The sequence below is a fragment of the Rhizobium sp. AAP116 genome (assembly GCF_001295785.1).
GTDB lineage: Bacteria > Pseudomonadota > Alphaproteobacteria > Rhizobiales > Rhizobiaceae > Allorhizobium.
In genome coordinates, this window is the sequence record NZ_LJIB01000011.1 from 194,868 (window position 1) to 213,810 (window position 18,943).

Sequence of the window (18,943 nt, forward strand, 5' to 3'; positions counted from 1 at the left end):
GTTAGCGGCGGATGCCGAGGCGCGTGATCAGGGTCGTGTAGCGAGCCTCATCCTGCTTCTTGACATAGTCGAGAAGCGAACGGCGGGTCGAAACCATGGTCAGAAGGCCACGACGCGAGTGGTTGTCCTTCTTGTGACCCTTGAAGTGTTCCGTCAGGTTGGTGATACGCTCGGTCAGGATTGCGACCTGAACTTCCGGAGAACCGGTGTCGCCTTCCTTGATTGCGTATTCCTTGATGAGGGCGGCCTTGCGCTCTGCAGTGATCGACATCGTGAATCCTTTCTAGAATAAGGAGAAACAGGTCGCCAAACGCCGGGATGTCGTCCAGCATTGGCCGTGAATGCAGGCACCCGAAGGGCCAGCTGCCGCCGCCTATACTCCATTCCCTCAAGAAAGGAAAGAGCAGGCGGCGGGAAGGCGTCAGGCGAAGACGCGCCGCGGGTGAAACTCGCCGCCCGCGATCTCGCCGATGGCGATCAACTTGCCGCCGGCAAGCGCCACGGCCTCAGGCTCTGCAACGGGTGCATCGCGGCCGCGCAGGATGATCGGGTTGCCCATGCGCAGCCGATGCGCCTGGTCATCGGTGATCCTGAGCTGCGGCAGGGCGGAAAGCGCTTCTGCCGTATCGCCGAGGAATGCATCGAGAGCTGCCAGCCGCTCATCCCGGTCCTCGATGGCTTCGAGCGCCACGAGCTCCGCGAGCGGCACCATCATCTCCTCGGCAAACGGGGCCACGAAGGTGCGGCGGAGCGAGGAGATATGGCCGTAGCAGCCGAGATCGCGACCAAAGTCGCGGGCCAGCGAGCGCACGTAAGTGCCTTTGCCGCATTCAACCTCGAAATGTGCCTTGTCGCCTTCGCAGTTCAGCAGCGTCAGGCGGTGAACCTCGACCTCGCGAGAGGGGATCTCGACTGTCTCGCCATCGCGGGCGAGATCATAGGCCCGCTCGCCGGCAATCTTGATCGCCGAGAACTGCGGCGGGATCTGGCTGATGGTGCCGGTGTAGTTGGGCAGCAACGCCTCGATGTCGCTCTTTGCAGGGCGCTTGTCGGAGCTCTGCGTCACCTCGCCCTCGAGATCGTCCGTCGAGCGCTCCTCGCCCCAGGTCACCGTGAATTCGTAGATCTTGCGGCCGTCCATGACGTAAGGGACGGTCTTCGTCGCATCGCCGAGTGCAATCGGCAGCATGCCTGATGCGAGCGGATCGAGCGTGCCGGCATGACCGGCCTTCTGGGCGTTGAACAGCCACTTGATCTTGCCGACGGCCTCGGTCGAGCCGAAATCCACCGGCTTGTCGAGAATGAGCCAGCCCGAAATCGGGCGGCCCTTGGGCTTGCGGGGTTTGGACATCTAGGTCTTTTCTCAGTCTTGATCTTCGTCGGAGCCGAGGTCGCGCTGGACCTCCGGCGAACGCAGCAGGGCATCGATCTTCTGGTAGTTGTCGAAGCTGGTGTCGTCGCGGAAACGGACTTCCGGCATGTATTTCAGCTGCCGGAGCTGGTTGCCCAGCCGGCCGCGAATGTATTTGGCGTGCTTGTTGAGGGCCGCAATGACCGTATCATGGTCCTTGACGCCGAGCGGCGTGACATAAGCGGTGGCCATCTTGAGGTCCGGCGACATGCGGACTTCGGAGATGGAGATGACGGTTTTTTCGATCACCTCGTCGCGGACTTCGCCGCGCTGCAGGACCTGGGTGATGGCGGCACGCACCTGCTCGCCGACGCGCAGCATGCGCTGCGAAGGTGCAGAAGAGGTTGGTTTTGTCATGGTTCAAAGCCTTTCGCATGACATCGGGCGCGCTTGCCTGCTGCGTCATGCCGTAATTGTGGTTCATCCGGCCAATGCCGGATGTCACGATCCCATAAACAGCGAGCGCCGGAATATCCGGCGCCCGAAAGGATCGTTGTTCGAAACGCCTGAGATCAGAGCGTACGCGTGATGTGTTCGACGCGGAAGCACTCGATCGTGTCGCCGGCGCGGATGTCTTCGTAGTTCTCGAAGGCCATACCGCATTCCTGACCCATCGGCACGTCGGACACTTCGTCCTTGAAGCGCTTGAGCGTCTTGAGCTTGCCTTCGTGGATGACGACATTGTCGCGCAGCAGGCGAACGCCCGCACCACGTTCGACCTTGCCCTCGATAACACGGCAACCTGCGACCTTGCCGGTCTTGGTGATGTTGAACACCTCCAGGATCTCGGCATTGCCGAGGAAGGTTTCGCGACGCTCCGGAGAGAGCAGGCCCGACATCGCTGCCTTCACGTCATCCACCAGATCGTAGATGATGTTGTAGTAGCGGATCTCGATGCCGGCACGCTCGGAAGCGGTACGAGCCTGGGCGTTCGCACGGACGTTGAAGCCGATGATCGCGGCATTGGATGCCTCGGCGAGCGAGATATCCGATTCCGTGATGGCGCCGGCGCCCGAATGGACGATACGGGCACGCACTTCGTCGGTGCCAAGCTTGTCGAGTGCCGCGACGATCGCTTCCACAGAGCCCTGAACATCGCCCTTGATGACCAGCGGGAACTCCTTGAAGCCGGTGTTCTGCAGCTGGCTCATCATCTGTTCCAGCGAACCGCGCTGACCCGACTGGCGGGCGACAGCCTTGTCGCGGGCCAGACGCTGACGATACTCGGAGATCTCGCGAGCGCGGCTCTCGTTTTCGACGACGGCAAACTTGTCACCGGCAGCAGGCGTGCCCGACAGGCCGAGGATCTCGACCGGCATGGCAGGACCCGCTTCCTTGACGTGCTCACCCTTGTCGTTGACGAGGGCGCGAACGCGGCCCCACTGGTCGCCGGCAACGATGATCTGGCCGGGCTTCAAGGTGCCCTTCTGGACGAGAACCGTCGCAACGGCACCACGACCGCGGTCGAGTTGTGCTTCGATAACGGTACCTTCGGCAGTTCGCGTCGGGTCGGCCTTCAGGTCGAGGATTTCGGCCTGCAGAAGCACGGCTTCGAGCAGCTTGTCGAGGTTCAGCTTGTTCTTCGCCGAGACTTCGACGTCGAGCACTTCACCGCCCATCGATTCAACGAAGACTTCGTGCTGAAGAAGCTGCTGGCGAACCTTGTCCGGGTTAGCCTCATGCTTGTCGATCTTGTTGATCGCCACGATGATCGGAACGCCGGCAGCCTTCGCATGGCTGATGGATTCGATCGTCTGCGGCATCACGCTATCGTCTGCTGCAACCACGAGGATCGCAATGTCGGTCGCCTGGGCGCCACGGGCACGCATTGCGGTAAACGCTGCGTGGCCGGGGGTGTCGATGAAGGTGATCTTCTGGCCGTTCTGCTCGACCTGGTAAGCACCGATATGCTGGGTAATGCCACCGGCTTCGCCCGATACGACCGAGGTCTTGCGGATGGCGTCGAGCAGCGAGGTCTTGCCGTGGTCGACGTGACCCATGATCGTGACCACGGGCGGACGCGATACCAGCTCGCCTTCGTCGTCCTTGACGTTGAAGATGCCTTCTTCAACGTCGGATTCCGATACGCGCTTCACGGTGTGACCGAATTCGGTGGCGATGAGTTCTGCAAGGTCGGCATCGATGATGTCGCCCGGCTTCATCATCTGACCTTCCTTCATCAGGTACTTGATTACGTCGACGGCGCGCTCGGACATGCGCTGCGACAGTTCCTGAATGGTGATGGTCTCAGGCAGAATAACCTCGCGCATGACCTTTTCACGGGTCTCCTGCATCTGGCTGCGGCGGAACTTCTCCTGACGGCGGCGCATGGCAGAGAGCGAGCGGCCACGGGCGGTGCCGTCATCCTCGACATTGGCCGTGGTGACGGTCAGCTTGCCACGACGACGGTCCTCTTCGACCTTCGGACGGGCAGGGACCTTGGGGGCCACGGGCATGGCGACCTTGCCCCGACCGGGGATCGTCCGCGGGGATGCACGGCCCTCGTCTTCGTCATTGGTCTTGCGTCCACGCACGAACCCAGGTGCGCCGGGTGCCGGAATGGCCGTACGGTTCACGACGACGGGCGCATCAGCCACCGGCGCCACAGCGGGCTCAGCGGCAACTTCAGCTTCCGGCTGTGTCTCGGGCTGCGGCTCGGCGGCGCGGCGTGCTGCCTCTTCGGCGGCCAGGCGTGCGGCTTCCTCGGCTTCGGCCTTGCGGCGAGCCTCGTCGATCACGCGCTGCTTGGCTTCCTCAACTTCACGAATCTGGGCTTCGGCAAGGGCGCGGCGACGCGCTTCCATCTCGCCGGCCGACAGGTCGTGCAGAACGGCACCACGCGGACGTTCCGGTTGGCGCTGCGGCTGCGAGGGCTGCTGGCGTTGCGGCTGTTGGGGGCGCTGCGGCTGCTGCGGGCGATGCTGCTGTGCCGGTGCCGGTGCCGGGCGCGCAGCTGCAACGGGTGCCGCAACCGGCGAAGGTGCCTGTGTCGGCGCCGGCGTCGGAGCTGCCGCGGCCGGTTCCGCACGAACAGGGGTGATCGGCGTAATCGGTGGCTTTTCGTCGAGCGGCCTGGTCGTCCGGCGCTTCACCGTTTCGACGACGACCGACTTCGTACGGCCGCGCCCCATGTCCTGGCGCACGGTACCCTGGCTCATCCCCGATGGTTTCAGGGTGAGAGTCTTCTTCACGCCGATAGTCTTGTCGTCTTTGTTGTCGGTCATTCCGTTCCCGTTCCTTCGAGCGGGGCCGGATGCCGAGCATCAGGCCTCGCCGTTCACATACTGTCCTAAACCACGGAGGCCGACCTGTGCCGGTGACCGCGTCATTGTGATTTCGGGCCAGCGCCCGATACCCGCGGCGTGCCGCGGTAGGTTTCGAGCAGAGTTGCGCGCTTCACTACACCTTCACCTGCCTGCCCTGCAAGCACGCAAGCATGGATAAACGCATTCTGGCCCATCTGCTCGTCCAATTCCGCCCCGGTGAGCAGGTGAAAGGCGGGAACTTCCGCCTCTGCCCCTGTTCCGAGGTGCCAGGCCTTTCGGGCCTGGTCGATCTTTCTCACGCCATCTGGCGCGGCATCCTGCGAATGGAAGACCGCGATGGCTTCTCCGCTGCGCACCGCCGCCTCGACCTTCGCCGCCCCGGTGATGAACTGGCCGGCTTTGCGGGCCATATTCATCATCCCGATCAGCTGCGTGACCAGAAGCCGCTCGACCACGGACCCGAGTTCCGGATCCGCCTTCACATCCCGTTTCAGTGCCCGGGCGAAGAGCTTCTTCGCCACGGCCTTGTCGACGGCCTCGCGGCTGGGGCTGACCGAGCAGCCCCGGCCCGGAAGCGCCCGCTTCAGATCAGGGACCACGGTCCCGTCGGGTGCCGCCACGAAACGCAGAAGCGTCTCGGGCGATCCGCTTTCGCGGGTGACGATGCACATGCGTCCGTTCACGTCGGAGAGGTCGAAGTCGTCTTCGGCCTCTGTCGCGTCGGGCGTCTGCGCGCCCATCACGTTGCCTGCTCGGCTTCTTCGCCTTCGAGTACGCCTTCAGCTTCGACTTCGGCCGCGAGGTCTTCCTCGGTGATCCAGCCGGCTGCGAGGCGGGCCTGCACGATCATGGCTTCAGCTTCGGCGCGCGAGATGTCGAATTTCGAGAACAGGCCCTCGAACTTCTTGGTCTCGCCGTCCTTGCGTTCGCTCCAGCCGACCAGGTCGTCGGCAGCGCAGCCGGCGAAGTCCTCGACCGTCTTGATGCCGTCTTCGCCGAGCGCGACCATCATCTGCGAGGTCATGCCGTCGATCTGGCGCAGTTCGTCCGCAACGCCGAGTTCGCGGCGCTTCGCATCCATCTCTGCCTCGATCTTCTCTAGGTACTCACGGGCGCGGGTCTGGATTTCCTGCGCGGTGTCTTCGTCGAAGCCATCGATTGACGCAATTTCGTCGAGCTCGACATAGGCAACTTCTTCAACCGCAGCAAAACCTTCCGACGCCAGAACCTGGCCGACCATTTCATCGACGTCGAGCGCATCCATGAACAGGTTCGTACGCTCGTTGAATTCCTTCTGACGACGCTCGGATTCTTCCGCTTCCGTCATGATGTCGATATCCCAGCCGGTCAGCTGCGATGCCAGACGAACGTTCTGACCGCGACGGCCGATGGCCAGCGACAGCTGCTCGTCCGGAACCACGACTTCGATGCGCTCTGCATCTTCGTCGAGAACGACCTTGGCGACTTCAGCCGGCTGCAAGGCGTTGACGATGAAGGAGGCAGGATCCTGGCTCCACGGAATGATGTCGATCTTTTCACCCTGCAGTTCGCCGACAACGGCCTGAACGCGCGAACCGCGCATACCGACGCAGGCGCCGACCGGATCGATCGAGCTATCGTTCGAAATCACGGCGATCTTGGCGCGCGAGCCCGGGTCACGGGCAACCGACTTGATCTGGATGATGCCGTCGTAGATCTCAGGAACTTCCATGGTGAACAGCTTCACCATGAACTGCGGATGGGTACGCGACAGGAAAATCTGCGGGCCACGCTGCTCGCGGCGAACATCGTAAACATAGGCGCGGACGCGGTCGCCGTAGCGGAAAGCTTCGCGCGGGATCATCTCGTCACGACGGATGATGCCTTCGCCACGGCCGAGATCGACGATTACGTTGCCGTATTCGACGCGCTTGACGGTGCCGTTGACGATTTCGCCGACGCGATCCTTGAACTCGTCGAACTGGCGGTCACGCTCGGCTTCGCGAACCTTCTGCACGATGACCTGCTTGGCCGACTGGGCGGCGATACGACCGAAGTCCATCGGCGGCAGCGGATCGGCGATGAAGTCGCCGAGCTTGGCATCGACATTGCGGTCACGGGCCAGCTCAAGTGCGATCTGGGTCGCGTAGTCCTCGACCTTCTCGACCACTTCCAGAAGGCGCTGCAGACGGATCTCGCCGGTCTTGGAGTTGATGTCGGCGCGGATGTTGGTTTCGCTGCCGTAGCGCGACCGGGCAGCCTTCTGAATCGCGTCGGCCATGGCGGCGAGCACGATTTCGCGGTCGATCACCTTTTCACGGGCGACGGCATCTGCGATCTGCAAGAGCTCGAGCCTGTTAGCACTGACTGCCATTGTCTTAGGTCTCCGTCTTCACGCCCGGGCATCGGCCTCGGGCTATAGGTCAAACGTTATTCTTCGCTGTCGTCTTCGTCGTTCTGGTTCGCGGCCTGCGCCTTGGCGAGCTTATCGGCTCGGAGCGCGTCACGGATCAGATCGTCCGTCAGAATGAGTTTGGCTTCAGCGAGGGTATTGAAGGGGATAACCACCTTCGGCTCTTCGCCATAGGCCACCTGATCGCGTTCCAGGGTAAAGCCGTCCTGGTTCACGTCGGCAATCTTGCCGCGGAAGCGCTTGCGGTTGTCGACCAGGATCGACGTCTCGCACTTCACGATATGGCCCTGCCAGCGGCTGAAATCCGACTTGCGAACCATCGGGCGGTCGATGCCCGGCGACGACACTTCCAGATGATACGCCTTGTCGACCGGATCCTCGACGTCGAGAACCGGGGAAACTGCCATCGATACGGCTTCGCAATCTTCGACGGTCATCGTGCCGTCGGTGCGTTCTGCCATGATCTGCAGTGTCATTCCGTTCTGGTTCATCATACGCACGCGAACCAGCTTGAAATCCATCGCGACGAGCACGGGCTCGATAATCTCTGCGATACGACGGTCAAGGCCCGTCTCGATGATGATCCGTGCTTCGCCGAGTTCCGGCTTCGGCATATCTTCGGACAATCGTTTTACTCCCGATTGGCTGTGATCGCCAATAAAAAAGAGCGGGTCCTTTCGGGCCCACCCTTCATCTGTCGATCAAGAATTTGAAGCTCATATAGCCGACCGCCCCGGCTTTTGCAAGCTTTTAGCCGAAGCGTGAAAACAAACTTGCCATCCATGCGTTGCGCAAGGCAAGGTTTGACCCGCCGCAGCTGTTTCCAAACATGGTTGTGGCCAGAGAAGTTCAAGACATGTCCACACACGAAAGCCGTTCCCCGCTCCTGCCGCTGCGCAACGAAGCCTATCGCCGGATCTGGCTTGCCAGCATCTCGTCCAATCTCGGCGGTCTGATCCAGGGCGTTGGTGCCGCCTGGATGATGGCCTCGATCTCGACCTCCGAAAACATGGTGGCGCTGGTTCAGGCCTCGAACACCGGCCCGATCATGCTCTTGTCCCTGATCGCCGGAGCCATCGCCGACAGCTTCGATCGACGCCGCGTCATGATCGCCGCCCAGCTCTTCATGATCGTGGTCTCGGCGCTTCTGACGCTGTTTGCCCTGCTTGATCTCATCACGCCCTGGGCGCTCCTCGCCTTCACCTTCCTCATCGGCTGCGGCACCGCGCTCAACAACCCGTCCTGGCAGGCCTCTGTCGGCGATATCGTCCCGAGGGCGGATCTGCCTGCCGCCGTATCGCTCAACAGCATGGGCTTCAACATCACCCGCAGCGTTGGCCCGGCGATTGGCGGTGCAATCGTCGCCGCCGCAGGTGCGGCAGCCGCCTTTGCGGTCAACACGCTGTCCTACTTCGCCATTACCTATGCCCTCTTCCGCTGGCAGCCGAACATTCCGAAGAACCCGCTGCCACGCGAGCAGCTCGGCTCGGCAATCGGCGCCGGCCTGCGCTACGTCGCGATGTCACCCAATCTTGGCAAGGTGCTCTTCCGCGGCTTCGTCTTCGGTCTCACCGCGACCGCCATTCTTTCGCTTCTGCCGATTGTTGCTCGCGACCAGCTCTTGGGCGGTCCGCTCACCTTTGGTGGCCTGCTCGGTGCCTTCGGCCTCGGCGCCATCTTCGGCGCACTCGCCAACCAGCGCGCCCGGGAACTGCTGTCGAGTGAAGACATCGTCCGCGCGGCCTTCGCCGGCTTTGCCGTTGCCGCCGGCGTCACGGGCATCAGCACCTCGGTCTGGATCACGGCGATTGCGCTGATGGTCGCTGGCGCCTGCTGGGTTCTGGCGCTCTCGCTGTTCAACACCGTCGTCCAGCTTTCGGCACCCCGTTGGGTCGTCGGTCGGGCCCTCTCGCTCTATCAGACCGCGACCTTCGGCGGGATGGCAACGGGCAGCTGGCTCTGGGGCAGCGTCGCCGAAAGCTACGGGTCCGACCATGCGCTGGTGGCATCCAGCCTTTTGATGATGGTCGGCGTCTTCATCGGCTTCTTTCTTCCCATGCCCGCTTTCGCCACCCTTGATCTCGATCCGCTGAACCGTTTCAACGAGCCGGCCCTCAAGCTCGACATCCGCCCGCGCAGCGGCCCGATCGTCATTCATGTCGATTTCGAGATCGCCGACGGAGACGTTCCAGAATTCCTAAGGATCATGGTCGAGCGCCGCCGCATCCGCCTGCGTGACGGCGCGCGAAACTGGACGCTGATGCGCGATCTGGAAAACCCTGACATCTGGACGGAAACCTATCACGTGCCGACATGGGTCGACTATGTCCGTCACAACCAGCGCCGCACCAAGGCCGATGCCGAGATCACCGACCGCCTGATCGAACTGCATCGCGGCGACAGGCCGCCCAAGGTCCACCGCATGATCGAGCGTCAGGCAATCCCACCGGCCGACGACGTCTTCCACCAGTCGCATATCGATCACCACTGATGGCAGGTATCAGCGCAGCTTGGCCTTGAGGTCTGCACTCGGATAGCAGGTGGGTTTCATCCCGTTCTTTGCCTGCCATTCGCCGAGCGACCGCCGCGTCTTGAAGCCGGGCAGACCATCGACCTTGCCGACATCGTAACCTTGCGCCACCAGCGCCTGCTGCATGGCAAGCACGTCAGAGCGCAGCATCTTGCCGACATCGCCCCAGGATGCCTTGAAGGCGCCGCCGCCGCTCGCGATCCGGTCAGCAAGATTGCCGATGAACAGCGCATAGAGGTCGGAATTGTTGTATTCCTTGAGCACGTAGAAATTCGGCGTCACCAGGAATTCCGGACCATAGGTGCCGGCCGGCACCAGCATCATCGCCGGCTGAGACGCCTCCGACGAAGGGAATGCCCGGCCAGAAATCCGGGTCAGTCCGCCGCTTGTCCAGGCTGAGACAGCCTTTGCTCTGTCTGGCCCCTCCTGCGCACAGGAAACGCCGTCGGGAATGGTGATCTCGTAACCCCAGTCGCGACCCCTCTGCCAGCCGCTCTTCACCAGATAGTTGGCTATGGATGCCAATGTGTCCGGCACCGAATTCCAGATGTCGCGCTTGCCGTCGCCGTCGAAATCGACGGCGTATTTCAGGTAGCTTCCCGGCATGAATTGTGGCTGTCCGAGCGCGCCGGCCCAGGAGCCCATCAGCCTGTCGGCGCTCACGTCCCCGCTCTCGACGATATGCAGCGCCGAAATCAGCTCCTGCTGAAACATCGGCTTGCGCGTCGACATGAAGGCCTTGGTCGCCAGCACGTCGATCGCCGAATGCGGGAGCTTCGCCCGTCCATAGCCGGACTCGCGTCCCCAGATCGCAACGATGACAGAACCCGGAACGCCATAGGTCGCCTCGACCTTGCGCAGTGTCGCCGCATGCTGACTTGCCAGGGTCCGACCGGTCGCGGCCAGTCCCTGCAAGCGCTTCTCGTTGAAATAGGAGGCCGGCGAGCTGAATTCCGCCTGGCTCTGCGTCCGTTCCTTCGGCGGCTCCGTGCCCGGCGGCACGAGATCAGGCAGATCCCAGTTGAGCTGCACGCCCTGAAGCGTCTGGTCGAAGATTTGTTTGCTGATCCCGCCTTCCTGGGCGGCGCGCCATAGATCGCTGGCGATCCATTGCCGGAACTGCGCTTCGACGGCGCTGCGCGAAGCGGCAGCAGCCGGCGCGGCGAAACTCCCGGCCAACATTAGTGATACGGTGGCCATCAGCCATGGGAGCCGCGTGCGGGGTCGTGCCATCGATGTTCCTCCCGGAATGCCGTCAGATCGCAGTGCGGGCTCTGATTGCCGCCGACAATGTGCCCTCGTCGAGATAGTCGAGTTCGCCGCCTACGGGCACGCCATGGGCAAGCCTTGTGATCTTCACGTCGAGCCCCGTCAGGTGGTCGGTTATATAGTGTGCTGTGGTCTGTCCCTCGACGGTCGCATTGACCGCGATGATGATCTCGCGGATCCCGCCCTTGGCCACCCGGTCGATCAGCCCCTTGATGTTGAGATCATCGGGCCCGATCCCGTCGAGCGGCGATAAAGTGCCGCCCAGCACATGATAGGCGGCATTCATTGCGGCTGCGCGCTCCAGCGCCCAGAGGTCGGAGACATCCTCGACGACGATGATCACGGATTGGTCGCGCTGCACATCGGTACAGACGGTGCAGGGATCCATCGTGTCGACATTGCCGCAGCAGGAACAGATCTTCACCTTGTCATAGGCCTCGCCCATGGCGTGGCCCAAGGGTCCGAGAAGCTGGTCCTTCTTCTTGATCAGATGCAGCGCCGCACGCCGTGCCGAGCGTGGTCCAAGCCCCGGCACTTTCGCCAGAAGCTGGATGAGTTTCTCGATTTCGGGGCCGGTGACTCGTTTTGCCATGGCGGCGTTTCTAGCCCATATAGACGCCAAACGGAATCGCCGAAGGAGCGCCCCAGATGAAAATCCTCGCCGTCTGCCTTGGTCGACCCGAGATCCTGCCGGGGAAGAAATACAAGACCGGCATCAACAAGCTCGCCATCCAGGGGCCTGTTATGGTCGATGCCGAAGGGCTCGTCGGCGACGCGATCCTCAACCGCAAGCATCATGGGGGCGTCGATCAGGCCGTCTATATCGAGGGTTCCATCGATCTCGACTGGTGGCGGACCGAACTTGGGCGTGATCTGCCTTATGGTACATTCGGCGAGAACGTGGTGATCGAAGGCCTGGAAAGCGCCATGCTGGCGGCCGGCGACAGGCTGGCCATCGGCGAGGTGCTCCTGGAAGTCACTTCCGCCCGTATCCCCTGCGCCACCTTTGCCGCCAAGATGGGCGATCCGACCATCGTCAAGCGCTACACCCGCGCAGCCCGCCCGGGCGCCTATGCACGCGTCCTTCTGGGTGGCATGGTCGAAGCCGGCCAGGCCGTCGAATTCACTCCCTGGAGCGGCGACCGCGTGACGATGCGCGAGATGATGGCGACCTTCGGCCGCAGGCTGAGCGACGCCGATCGCGCCCGTTATCTCGCCGCACCCGTCCACTACAAGGTCAGGGACGCGATCCGCGCCGGCGAGATGTGAGCCTCCGCCAAAGGTCGTAAAGCCGCCCGGCTTTACCCGCCCCATGCTTCTCGCCATCATGCCGCCCGCTTGGAGGAGCGATGGACCCGAGGAGAACAGAGCTGACCGCAGCCGATGGCGTGCGGCTGACCGGTCATTGGTGGCGATCCGCTGACGGAGCGCCTGTCGGGACCGTCATCGTCAATCCGGCAACTGGCGTCCAGGCCCGCTATTACCATCGCTATGCCGCCTACCTCGCGGCAAACGGCTTTTCCGTCCTCACCTATGATTATCGCGGTATAGGGCTCTCCCGTCCCGAAAGCCTTAAAGGATCGACCTTCACCTGGCGCCAATGGGGCGAGCAGGATTTCGATGCCGCGCTGCGCCAAGCGCTGCAGAAGGACAAGACGGGACGCGTCCTCGTCGTTGGCCACAGCATCGGCGGCTTCCTGCCGGGCTATTCGCCGGCAGTCGGGCGCGTCTCGGCCATGCTTTCGGTCGGCGGCCAGTATGGCTACTGGGGGGACTATCTGCCAGCACGACGCCTGCCGCTCTTTTTGAAATGGCATGTCGCGATGCCGGCCATCACCCTTGCACTCGGCCATTTTCCCGGCAAGCGCCTGGGTTGGCTGGAGGATTTGCCGAAAGGGGTCGCCTATGGCTGGGGGCTGCAGCAGGGCCGGGCGGAACAGGGCCTGTCGCGAGAGGCGGCCGAAGTCATGCGCGACCGGTTCGCCACCGCAGCCTGCCCGATCCTCAGTGTCGCCATGTCGGATGACGAGATCGCGACGCCGAAGGCAATAGCTCGTGCGATGCGTTACTATCGCCGCGCGGCGGTGACCAAGGTGCTGCTCGCACCACAAGACCTCGGTTTTGACCGTATCGGTCACTTCGATCTCTTCCACGCCCGCCATGAGGGTGGCTTCTGGAGTGAGAGCCTGGTGTTTCTACGCGAAGGGGATAATCCTTGGGGTGATCGGGTCTATCGCTGACAGACCCGATCACCTTTTTCGACCAGAATGAACTGCTTGATCAGAACGGGAACTTCATGCCCGGCGGCAGCGGAATGCCGGCGGTCAGTGCCGCCATCTTTTCCTGCGCCTGGGCTTCGCCCTTGTCCTTGGCATCCTTGTGGGCGGCAACGATCAGGTCTTCGAGGATCTCGACATCGTCTTCCTTGAACAGTGACGGATCGATCTTGATGCTGCGCATCTCGCCTTTGCCGCTCAGGACAACGGTCACCATGCCGCCACCAGACTTGCCTTCGATTTCGAGTGCAGCAATCTCTTCCTGCATCTTCTCCATCTTGGACTGCATTTCCTTGACCTTGCCCATCATGCCCATGATGTCGCGCATTACCGTCTCCTTGGATTGTTGTCGTGTTCTGCGGGAAGGGCGTCAGCCCTAGAATTCGATGTCGTCGCCCGGCAGGATGTCGCCCTCGGCGGATTCGGCTGCTGCCGGCGGTGCCGCCACGATGTCGTCGTCCTCGATCGCAGCTGCCTTGATCCGCACGTCGGTCACCTTGGCGCCGGGAAAGCGTGCGAGGATCGCCGCGACATCCGGGTCCTGCCGCGCATCGACTAGCCGCGCTTCGCGCGTCGTCTTTTCGACTTCGACCAGCGTCGGCGCGCCCGCCTCGTTGGACAGCGTCACCCACCAGGTGATGCCGGTCCACTCGCTGAGCTTCATCTTCAGCTCGTTGACGATACCAGGCGGGCATTGCGATTCGAGGCGAATCTCCAGCCGGCCCGGCTCGATCTTCACAAGATGCACGAACTGACGAAGCTGAGCCCGCAACACGGGCGCCCGGTTCTTGGTGCAGAGATCAGCGATATCGTCGAGTGTCTCAACGCGAACGCCCGGGACCGGCGCTTCCTCGGCCTTGGCTTCCCGCCGCTCCATCGCTTGCGGCAGCGCATCACCAGCCGGCACGCTCTGCAGATGCGCAACCGGTTGGCTCATTGCCGGGCGCGGGGCGCTAACCTGCGAGGGTTGGCCCACGGCCTGCACGCGCATCGCCATCGAGGCCCCACCGCCGCCGCCATTCGGCCGCGGCGCAGAAGGCGCGCGATCTCCGCCACCTTCACCATTCGACAATTCGAGCAGGCGTCGCGCAGCATCTTCGGGCGAGGGCAGATGGGCGGCATGCGCAAGCCGGATCAGCACCATCTCGGCAGCACCTGCCGGTCGCGACGAGGCCTCCGCTTCCGGGATGCCCTTGAGCAGCATCTGCCACATGCGCGACAGCGTCGTCACTGCCACGTTCTCTGCGAGGTCGGCGCCGCGCACGCGCTCGACTTCGGAAAGCGAGGGATCCTGTGCGGCTGAGGGAATGTATTTGAGCCGGGTCACCAGATGGGTGAAATCGGCAAGATCGGTCAGCACCACGGTCGGGTTGGCACCCGCCTCATACTGGCTGCCGAATTCGGAAAGGGCTGCTGCCACATCACCGCGCACGATATGGTCGAAAAGGTCGACGATACGGGCCCGGTCTGCAAGACCCAGCATGGAACGCACGGCATCGGCATGCACCACGCCGCTGCCGTGGGCGATCGCCTGGTCGAGCAGCGAGAGCCCGTCACGTGCCGAGCCTTCTGCAGCACGCGCAATCATCGCCAGCGCGTCTTCGTCCGCCTCGATGCCTTCCTTCGACGCAATGGTCGAAAACAGCCCGACAAGATCCCCCGCACTGATGCGGCGCAGGTCGAAGCGCTGGCAGCGGGAGAGCACGGTGATCGGGACCTTGCGGATTTCGGTCGTCGCGAAAATGAACTTCACATGCTCCGGCGGCTCTTCGAGCGTCTTCAGCAGCCCGTTGAAGGCCGCCGTCGACAGCATGTGCACTTCGTCGATGATGTAGACCTTGTAGCGCGCCGAAACCGGGCGGTAGCGCACCTGCTCGATGATCTCTCTGATATCGTCGATACCGGTATGCGATGCCGCATCCATCTCGATCACGTCGACATGCCGGCCTTCCATGATCGCCTGGCAATGCTCGCCGGGGATGCGAAGGTCGATCGTCGGCTTGTCGATCTCAGCGGTCTTGTAATTCAGTGCACGCGCCAGAATACGGGCCGTGGTCGTCTTGCCCACCCCGCGCACGCCGGTCAGCATATAGGCCTGGGCGATGCGGCCGGTTTCGAACGCATTGGTCAGCGTCCGCACCATCGGCTCCTGGCCGACCATCAGGTCCGTGAAATCCTTGGGGCGATATTTGCGGGCGAGAACGCGGTAGCCGCCGGGGGCGGGCTTGGCCTCTGCAGTCGGCTCGAAATCGCTCATCGCGTTGCCAGCTTCCCCGTCGCCCGGCTCCGGGCATGGCACGGCCCGTGTTGGAAACAAAGGCCGGAAATGAAGATGAGGTGGGAGGCTGGCACGATGACCCGTGCCGCGCTCGTTAGGGCTGCTTCCTTCCGGACCTGACCCGGTTGGCGAGTGGCTCGTCCACCACCAACCTCCCAAGGAGACATATCGGCAATAACGTCGCCAAATGCAAGCCAAGCGCCAAAAAAACTGCTAAGCAGGTTCCGGAAAAATGTCCTGCGGTTTTCCGATCAGAACCTGCGACAAAGAAAGATCGCCAGACAGCATTGCCTGGCATCAAAAAAAACAAAGCGGAGAGAAACACCGTGCAGCCATTCACCTTGGATGAGCGTCTTGGCAGAGACAGCGAGTCGATCCTGAAACTCGGCCTTTGTGACCTGCGGCTTGCCCGGGATAGCCGCTGGCCTTGGCTGATTCTCGTCCCCCAGCGCCCGGATGTCTCGGAGATCTTCGACCTGACCCCACTTGATCAGGCAATGCTGGCGTTCGAGCAGGTGACCGTGGGGACGGCTTTGAAGAAGGTGAGCGGTGCCGACAAGATCAACATCGCCGCCATCGGCAATATCGTGCGCCAGCTTCACGTCCATGTCGTCGCACGCAGCGAGAATGATCCCAATTGGCCCGGCCCCATCTGGGGCTTTGGCCAGTCTGTCCCCTATGAGGAAAAGGCCTTCGAGGCGATGAAGCACAGGATACTTGAAGCATTCCAATGAAGAACTCGATTTTCCTCAACCGTGCCCCCCATCTTGAACCCAGCGAACTTACGGCCTTTTCCGGCAACAAGCTCGACCGTGACAGCGAACATCGCGACGAGACCTCGCTTGAGCAGGCACTCAAGGTCGAGGGCATGCACATCCTCGCCTTCTCCGGCACTCAGCTGGTACTGAAGCATGATGGCCAGGTTCTCGATCCGCTCTTTGCCCCTTACGAGCTCGCGGATCTCCAGCCGAACTTCGATGACGCCATTCTGCTCGGCCACCAGGCCTCCGGGGAGCCGCGTCTTGCAGTCCCCGTCAATGTTCCCCCGGAAGCGCTCGCCGCCCAATACAAGCCCGCCGACCCCCGTGCGCTTTTCCGCGATGCCCTGATCGGTGACGAACTGCTCGGCGAAGTCGCCCAGGCACTCAGCCTCCTGCGCTGGAACGCCGACAACAAGTTTTGCGGTCGCTGTGGCGGCACGATGGACATGCTCATCGGTGGCTACAAGCGCAAATGCACCGCCTGCAGCCACGAAATCTTCCCGCGCACCGATCCGGTCGCCATCATGCTGGTCGTCGATGAAAAGAAGGATCGCTGCCTGATGGGGCGGAGCCCGCGCTTTCCGGCAAGCATGTATTCCTCGCTTGCCGGTTTCGTCGAGCCGGGCGAGACGATCGAAAACGCCGTCCGCCGCGAAACACGCGAGGAATCCGGTATCACAGTCGGCCGCGTCCGCTATCACGCCTCACAGCCTTGGCCGATGCCGCACCAGCTGATGATCGGCTGTTACGGCGAGGCGATGAATTTCGACATCACCTTCGATACTGCCGAACTCGAAGACTGCCGCTGGTTCACCCGCGACGAGATTGGCCGGATGCTGTCGGAGGGTTCAGCCGATGGCAGGACCCTGCCGATCCACGGCACGATCGCCCGTCGTCTGATCGAGGATTGGTACGAGTGGCGGCACTGAGCAATTCCGGCCGAAGTGCGTAGCGGTTCTGCGGCCGGAATTGCGCGAAAACAAAAATAGAGCGTTCCGGCGCTTCTTTTCGCCGGAACGCTCTATGCCGCCACCGTAGTGATCAGAGCTTGCCGCGCATCTCATGCGCTTTGTAGACGCCGAGGATGCGCACCTTCTCGGAGAAGAAGCGCAGTTCTTCCAATGCCCGCTTGACCGACGTATCGTCCGGGTGCCCCTCGATATCGGCATAGAACTGTGTGGCGATGAACTTGCCGCCGATCTGATAGCTTTCGAGCTTGGTCATGTTGACCCCGTTCGTCGCAAACCCTCCCATTGCCTTGTAGAGGGCTGCCGGAATGTTGCGCACGTTGAACACGAACGTCGTGATGAAGTGCTCGTCATCGCTCACGCGCTTCGGCTCGTCCTCGTCGCGGGATAGCACGACGAAGCGGGTGACGTTGTTTTCCGAATCCTCGACATTCTCAGCGATGATGTCGAGCCCGTAGAGCGGTGCCGCAAGCCGCGGCGCAAGGGCTGCCATCGTGCGGTCGCCCTTCTCCGAAACGAGCTTGGCAGCCCCCGCCGTATCGCCGGCAACCACGGCCTTCCAGCCATGGCTGCGGATGATCTTGCGGCACTGGCCGAGCGCATGGATATGGCTGTGGACAGTGCGGATCTCATCCAGCTTGACGCCCGGCAGCACCATCAGCTGGAAGCGGATCGGCATGAAATACTCGCCGACGATATGCAGGCGCGACAGCGGCAGCAGGTAGTGGATGTCGGCGACGCGACCGGCGAGTGTGTTCTCGATCGGGATCATCGCCAGATCCACTTCTCCCGTCTCCAGCGCCACGAAGGCATCCTCGAAGGTCGGGCAGGGCAGGGGCTCCATGTTGGGGAACATGTCGCGGCAGGCCATGTCGGAATTGGCGCCGTAGTCGCCCTGGAAGGAAATCTTGTTCGTCGGTGCCAAGGGATCAGTGTCCTGCGTTTGAGGAGGATGCGGAAAGGATGCGGCGTGCTTTTTCAAGATCTGCGGGCGTGTCGACGCCGAGCGGCACGGTTTTCACGATCTGGGCATCGATCCGCATGCCCGCTTCCAGCGCCCTGAGCTGTTCGAGCGATTCCCGCCTTTCGAGCGTGGACGGGCGCAGAGTAACGAAGCGTTCGAGCGCGGCGCGCCGATAGGCGTAGAGCCCGATATGGTGGTAGAGCGGGCCGGCACCGTAGGGCGCGGTGGCACGCGTGAAATAGAGTGCACGCAACCTGTCCTCGGAAAGCGGCGAGCCGATTACCTTTACCACGTTCGGGTTCGTCTTCTCCTGCTCGTCCTCGATTTCGACGGTGAGCGTGGCGATGTCGACTGCAGGATCTTCCAGTGGTTCAAGTGCCGCGCGGATGGTCTGCGCATCGATCGTCGGCAGATCGCCTTGAACGTTGATGACGATCTCGGCCACGCCATCGGGGTCTACCTTCGTCAGCGCCTCGAAAATGCGGTCGGAACCGGACTGGTGATCCCCACGGGTCATGACCACTTCGAAACCTGCGGCCTCAACGGCGTCGAAGACCCTCTGGTCGTCGACGGCGACGATGATTCGCCCGACCTCTGCCTCCTGAGCCCGTTTTGCGACCTGCACGATCATCGGCAGACCTGCGATGTCGGCCAGCGGCTTGTCCGGAAGACGGGTCGACGCCATGCGTGCCGGGATCAGGATCAAGGTTTTGGCAGCTCTGCCTTCATTCATGTCCATAACCCCTTCAAATCACCATACAGAAGTGTCAAATAGTCCCAGCCGCGGGACCATAATCGTGTTGCAAGTGTTATGCAAAAGACATAGGT

At 62.4% G+C, this 18,943-nt stretch carries 18 protein-coding genes and 1 other RNA gene; 5 read left to right on the plus strand and 14 right to left on the minus strand.

The annotated features are described in order from the left end of the window. Position 1: 1 nt before the first annotated feature. The 7 genes from rpsO to rimP all read right to left on the minus strand — a co-directional run bounded on the left by rpsO (position 2) and on the right by rimP (position 7,683). Positions 2-271, minus strand: a complete 270-nt coding sequence (gene rpsO, locus IP85_RS09260; RefSeq protein ID WP_006725260.1) for a 30S ribosomal protein S15 — start codon at positions 269-271, stop codon at positions 2-4. Positions 272-421: 150 nt separating this feature from the next. Further along, a complete protein-coding gene (gene truB / locus IP85_RS09265; protein ID WP_006725259.1) occupies positions 422-1,351 on the minus strand; it encodes a tRNA pseudouridine(55) synthase TruB in 930 nt (309 codons plus the stop codon). A gap of 12 nt (positions 1,352-1,363) precedes the next feature. Further along, the gene (rbfA, locus tag IP85_RS09270; protein WP_054149385.1) at positions 1,364-1,768 is read right to left on the minus strand and encodes a 30S ribosome-binding factor RbfA; all 405 of its coding nucleotides are present in this window, start codon (positions 1,766-1,768) and stop codon (positions 1,364-1,366) included. 155 nt (positions 1,769-1,923) lie between these two features. Then, entirely contained in the window at positions 1,924-4,635 is a 2,712-nt protein-coding gene (infB, locus tag IP85_RS09275; RefSeq protein ID WP_054149386.1) for a translation initiation factor IF-2, read from the minus strand. 101 nt (positions 4,636-4,736) lie between these two features. After that, positions 4,737-5,417 carry an RNA-binding protein gene (locus IP85_RS09280; RefSeq protein WP_054149387.1) on the minus strand — a complete coding sequence of 227 codons (681 nt, stop codon included), beginning with the start codon at positions 5,415-5,417 and terminating at the stop codon, positions 4,737-4,739. Beyond that, positions 5,417-7,030: a transcription termination factor NusA gene (gene nusA / locus IP85_RS09285; RefSeq protein ID WP_054149388.1), complete on the minus strand. Its 1,614-nt coding sequence runs from the start codon at positions 7,028-7,030 to the stop codon at positions 5,417-5,419. The genes IP85_RS09280 and nusA overlap by 1 nt, the downstream gene beginning before the upstream one ends. Positions 7,031-7,086: 56 nt before the next feature. After that, positions 7,087-7,683, minus strand: coding sequence for a ribosome maturation factor RimP (gene rimP, locus IP85_RS09290; protein ID WP_054149506.1), 597 nt, complete (start codon positions 7,681-7,683; stop codon positions 7,087-7,089). A 242-nt stretch (positions 7,684-7,925) separates the two neighbouring features. On the opposite strand from rimP, the gene IP85_RS09295 reads away from it, so the two are divergent. Continuing rightward, positions 7,926-9,560, plus strand: a complete 1,635-nt coding sequence (locus IP85_RS09295) for an MFS transporter (RefSeq protein WP_156322805.1) — start codon at positions 7,926-7,928, stop codon at positions 9,558-9,560. Between the two features lie 9 nt (positions 9,561-9,569). Here the strand turns inward: IP85_RS09295 and IP85_RS09300 are convergent, their stop codons facing one another. Both IP85_RS09300 and recR read right to left on the minus strand, forming a co-directional pair. Next, on the minus strand, positions 9,570-10,802 hold the full coding sequence (locus IP85_RS09300; RefSeq protein ID WP_054149508.1) for a lytic murein transglycosylase: 1,233 nt from the start codon (positions 10,800-10,802) through the stop codon (positions 9,570-9,572). A 52-nt stretch (positions 10,803-10,854) separates the two neighbouring features. Then, the gene (gene recR / locus IP85_RS09305; protein WP_054149389.1) at positions 10,855-11,460 is read right to left on the minus strand and encodes a recombination mediator RecR; all 606 of its coding nucleotides are present in this window, start codon (positions 11,458-11,460) and stop codon (positions 10,855-10,857) included. A gap of 56 nt (positions 11,461-11,516) precedes the next feature. Between recR and IP85_RS09310 the strand changes: the two genes are divergently transcribed. Together IP85_RS09310 and IP85_RS09315 are read left to right on the plus strand one after the other, a co-directional pair. Beyond that, a complete protein-coding gene (locus IP85_RS09310; protein WP_054149390.1) occupies positions 11,517-12,137 on the plus strand; it encodes an MOSC domain-containing protein in 621 nt (206 codons plus the stop codon). Between the two features lie 80 nt (positions 12,138-12,217). After that, complete coding sequence (locus IP85_RS09315; protein WP_054149391.1) at positions 12,218-13,108, plus strand: alpha/beta fold hydrolase; 891 nt, start codon at positions 12,218-12,220, stop codon at positions 13,106-13,108. A gap of 40 nt (positions 13,109-13,148) precedes the next feature. Here the strand turns inward: IP85_RS09315 and IP85_RS09320 are convergent, their stop codons facing one another. From IP85_RS09320 to ffs, 3 genes are all read right to left on the minus strand, one after another. Next, positions 13,149-13,472, minus strand: a complete 324-nt coding sequence (locus tag IP85_RS09320) for a YbaB/EbfC family nucleoid-associated protein (protein ID WP_054149392.1) — start codon at positions 13,470-13,472, stop codon at positions 13,149-13,151. 48 nt (positions 13,473-13,520) lie between these two features. Then, on the minus strand, positions 13,521-15,401 hold the full coding sequence (locus tag IP85_RS09325) for a DNA polymerase III subunit gamma/tau (RefSeq protein WP_054149393.1): 1,881 nt from the start codon (positions 15,399-15,401) through the stop codon (positions 13,521-13,523). Positions 15,402-15,481: 80 nt separating this feature from the next. Then, an RNA gene (gene ffs / locus IP85_RS21925) (signal recognition particle sRNA small type) lies at positions 15,482-15,578 on the minus strand. Between the two features lie 170 nt (positions 15,579-15,748). Here ffs and IP85_RS09330 point away from each other — a divergent pair. Next, entirely contained in the window at positions 15,749-16,156 is a 408-nt protein-coding gene (locus tag IP85_RS09330) for an HIT family protein (RefSeq protein ID WP_054149509.1), read from the plus strand. After that, the gene (gene nudC / locus IP85_RS09335; RefSeq protein ID WP_054149394.1) at positions 16,153-17,112 is read left to right on the plus strand and encodes an NAD(+) diphosphatase; all 960 of its coding nucleotides are present in this window, start codon (positions 16,153-16,155) and stop codon (positions 17,110-17,112) included. Before IP85_RS09330 ends, nudC begins: the two co-directional genes overlap by 4 nt. A gap of 112 nt (positions 17,113-17,224) precedes the next feature. Here the strand turns inward: nudC and IP85_RS09340 are convergent, their stop codons facing one another. After that, positions 17,225-18,076: a prephenate dehydratase gene (locus IP85_RS09340; RefSeq protein WP_082347635.1), complete on the minus strand. Its 852-nt coding sequence runs from the start codon at positions 18,074-18,076 to the stop codon at positions 17,225-17,227. Positions 18,077-18,080: 4 nt separating this feature from the next. Beyond that, on the minus strand, positions 18,081-18,848 hold the full coding sequence (locus IP85_RS09345; RefSeq protein ID WP_054149511.1) for a 3-deoxy-manno-octulosonate cytidylyltransferase: 768 nt from the start codon (positions 18,846-18,848) through the stop codon (positions 18,081-18,083). Positions 18,849-18,943 lie beyond the last annotated feature (95 nt).